The sequence below is a fragment of the Clostridium sp. genome (genome assembly GCF_021443865.1).
Classification (GTDB): Bacteria; Bacillota; Clostridia; order Clostridiales; family Clostridiaceae; genus Clostridium.
In genome coordinates this window covers 1-3,070 of sequence record NZ_JABUTB010000153.1, presented here as the reverse complement: position 1 = coordinate 3,070, position 3,070 = coordinate 1, and the positions used below count along the sequence as shown (strand labels likewise).

At 27.9% G+C, this 3,070-nt stretch carries 3 protein-coding genes and 2 pseudogenes; 1 reads left to right on the top strand and 4 read right to left on the bottom strand.

Annotated features, from left to right (window positions below):
- The 3 genes and pseudogenes from HUJ77_RS15245 to HUJ77_RS15235 all read right to left on the bottom strand — a co-directional run.
- Window positions 1–453, bottom strand: a pseudogene (locus tag HUJ77_RS15245) (pyruvate:ferredoxin (flavodoxin) oxidoreductase); the annotation flags it as partial.
- A gap of 179 nt (window positions 454–632) precedes the next feature.
- Window positions 633–1,058, bottom strand: coding sequence for a flavodoxin (locus HUJ77_RS15240; protein WP_291710098.1), 426 nt, complete (start codon window positions 1,056–1,058; stop codon window positions 633–635).
- Between the two features lie 160 nt (window positions 1,059–1,218).
- Window positions 1,219–2,304 carry an undecaprenyldiphospho-muramoylpentapeptide beta-N-acetylglucosaminyltransferase gene (locus HUJ77_RS15235; protein WP_291710096.1) on the bottom strand — a complete coding sequence of 362 codons (1,086 nt, stop codon included), beginning with the start codon at window positions 2,302–2,304 and terminating at the stop codon, window positions 1,219–1,221.
- 201 nt (window positions 2,305–2,505) lie between these two features.
- On the opposite strand from HUJ77_RS15235, the gene HUJ77_RS15230 reads away from it, so the two are divergent.
- Complete coding sequence (locus tag HUJ77_RS15230; protein ID WP_291710094.1) at window positions 2,506–2,688, top strand: alpha/beta-type small acid-soluble spore protein; 183 nt, start codon at window positions 2,506–2,508, stop codon at window positions 2,686–2,688.
- Between the two features lie 148 nt (window positions 2,689–2,836).
- Here the strand turns inward: HUJ77_RS15230 and HUJ77_RS15225 are convergent.
- Window positions 2,837–3,070 (bottom strand): annotated as a pseudogene (locus HUJ77_RS15225) (single-stranded-DNA-specific exonuclease RecJ); the annotation flags it as partial.

Genomic DNA, 3,070 nt, shown 5'->3' with positions numbered 1-3,070 from the left:
TAAATCCATAACTTCTTGTACTGAACCTTCTGCAAGCATTGCAAAACCTGTTTGTCTTGCAGCCATAACGTCTTGATGATCTCCAAATATACTTAATGAAGAAGTTGCTAAAGCTCTTGCTGATACATGGAATACTGTTGGAAGCAGTTCACCTGCAATCTTGTACATATTTGGTATCATTAATAATAAACCTTGAGATGCAGTATATGTTGTAGTTAATGCACCAGCTTGTAAAGATCCATGAACTGCACCAGCAGCTCCTGCTTCTGATTGCATTTCCATAACTCTAACTGGTTGACCGAATATGTTCTTTCTTCCTTGTGCTGCCCACTCATCTACGTGTTCAGCCATTGGTGAAGATGGTGTAATTGGGAATATAGCTGCTACTTCTGTAAAAGCATAAGATATATGAGCGGCAGCTGTATTACCATCCATAGTTTTCATTTTTCTCATTATGTTTGACCTCTCTTCCTTATATATAAATATAATAATATTCAAATACAGAATTTTAAAACTGTATTGAAAATTTAAGAATGAATTATTAGTAATAAAAATTTATTTTCTTCAATAGAAGTCTAAGCACTTAACCCCTTTGTAAGTACTTCTATAAAGTCATTATCCTCTTAAAGAATTTATTTAGTTAATTTCTCTCCAAGTTTTCTTGCTTCTTTTAAATCTTCTTCACTTGGTGATTCTTTAACGGCAATGCTTCCTATAACATTAAAGTCATAGTCTTTCATTCGTTGAATCCAATCATCCATGAACTTTCCATCGTCCCATCCATATGATCCAAATAATACTATCTTCTTTTGCTTGTTAGGTAGTAATTTAAATTGGTTTATGAAAGGTTCCATTTCCTGTTGTTCAATTCTATTATTGTCCATTGAAGGGCTTCCAAAGGCAACTGCATCTGCTTCATTTACATCTTCAATTGTTGCATCATAAACATGTTTGATGATTACTTCTGAATTTTGGCTTTTAGCACCTTCAGCAATTGAATTTGCAAGAACTTCAACATTTCCTCCATTACTCCAATATATAATAGAAATTTTTTTCATTAATACATCACCTCATCATCTGACTAAAAAGTCACTACTTGGATAAATATTACCTATTTTTACACTTACTATTTTATTATATAACACTATTTTTATTTTGCAAGTTTTCTGAGCCTAATATTAGCACAATATTGTTCTTTCAGGTAAAAAAAACCGTATTTTACTTGGATATTTTTATACTATTAGCTATTACTTCTAATATTGAGTCAACTCCATTACTTATACCACTATTTTTCATGTTTTGAATTAAAACATTTTTCTTATTTTTAAGTTCTTTAAGTTTTATAATTATTTTTTTATCATTCTCTATCATTTCATCTTCATCTAAAACAATAGAATATCCTTCTTTTCCAAAGGATTTAGCATTTAAAATTTGGTCTCCTCTGCTTATCTTCTTTGATAAAGGAATTAATAAAGTTGGTTTATTTAATGCTAATAATTCAAAAATAACATTTGCACCAGCTCTAGAAATCACATAATTAGCAGCCTTTAATAAATGTGGTAATTCTTCTTTAACATATTCAAACTGAAGATATCCACTTTTCCCATTTAAGTTTTTATCTAAATTATTCTTTCCACATATATGAATTATATTGTAGTTTTTAAGTAATTCTTCTAAGTTATTTCTAACAGCTTCATTTATACTTTTAGCTCCTAAGCTTCCTCCGATTACAAGTAAAATTTCTTTATTTTCCTTAAAAGCACAAATTTCTTTTCCTTTTTCCTTACTTCCATTTAATATTTCTTCTCTAATAGGAGTTCCTGTTAATACACCTTTATTATCTTTTATATAGTTTAAGCTTTCTCTAAAGGTTACACATAGCTTATTACAGAAAGGAGCGGATAATTTATTTGCAAGTCCTGGAGTTAAATCTGATTCATGAGAAATAACAGGTATCTTCTTCATAGAGGCTGCAATAACTACTGGTACTGCAACAAATCCACCCTTCGAAAATATCACATCTGGCTTTTCTTTTCTTAATATTTTATTAGCTTCTATTACACCCTTCATTACTTTAAAAGGATCTGAAAAGTTTTTAAAATCAAAGTATCTTCTTAACTTTCCAGATGATATTTCATAGTATGGTATATTGGCATCTCTTATAATTTCTTTTTCTATACCATCTTTACTTCCAATATATTTTATTTCAAAACCTCTTTTTTTTAGTCCAGGAACTAAAGCTAAATTTGGAGTTACATGTCCTGCTGTTCCTCCTCCGGTCATAATTATTTTATATTTACTCATATAAACACTCCTTTAAAATATAAATCCTATTTCAATATATCATATAATCATTTTTTATTTAATGTTATCTTTAAATTTTATTAAAAATAATTATTAATTTCTACTACCACTATTATGTCCAATTTCCTTTACTTACATATAATATTTCTCTAAAATTTACACAAGCTATAATTACAAAGATGAAAAGGAGGTGAAAATATTATGGCACAAAAATTAGTACCAGAAGCTAAAAACGGATTATCTAAATTCAAGAATGAAGTAGCTAGTGAAATGGGTGTTCCTTTCAGTGACTACAATGGAGATCTTACTTCAAAACAATGCGGAAGTGTTGGTGGAGAAATGGTTAAAAGAATGGTTGAACAATATGAAAACACTATAAAATAGTCTTTGATTATATAGACCATTAAATATTTAAAATAGGAACTGTCTTATAGTTTAAATTAATAATGATAATACATTGCTAATTTAAAGTTATTGAGACAGTTCCTTATTTATATTCTGTAGAATTTTTAAATACTATTTTAATTAACTTTTATTTAATTCTTATATTTTTTATATTAAGTTGAATACTTCTGTTCCCATTAAATTCATTTATATTGGGATAATAAATTAAATCTGCTTTAATATTTAAATAACTTGTATTGCAAGCTTCAATAAATTTTGAATCTCCATATTTAAATATTAAGTCTTCTTTAAAACTTTCAAATTTATCAAAACTTATACCATCTATATAAAGATAATTTCCATTTAGTTCAAATCTAAATCT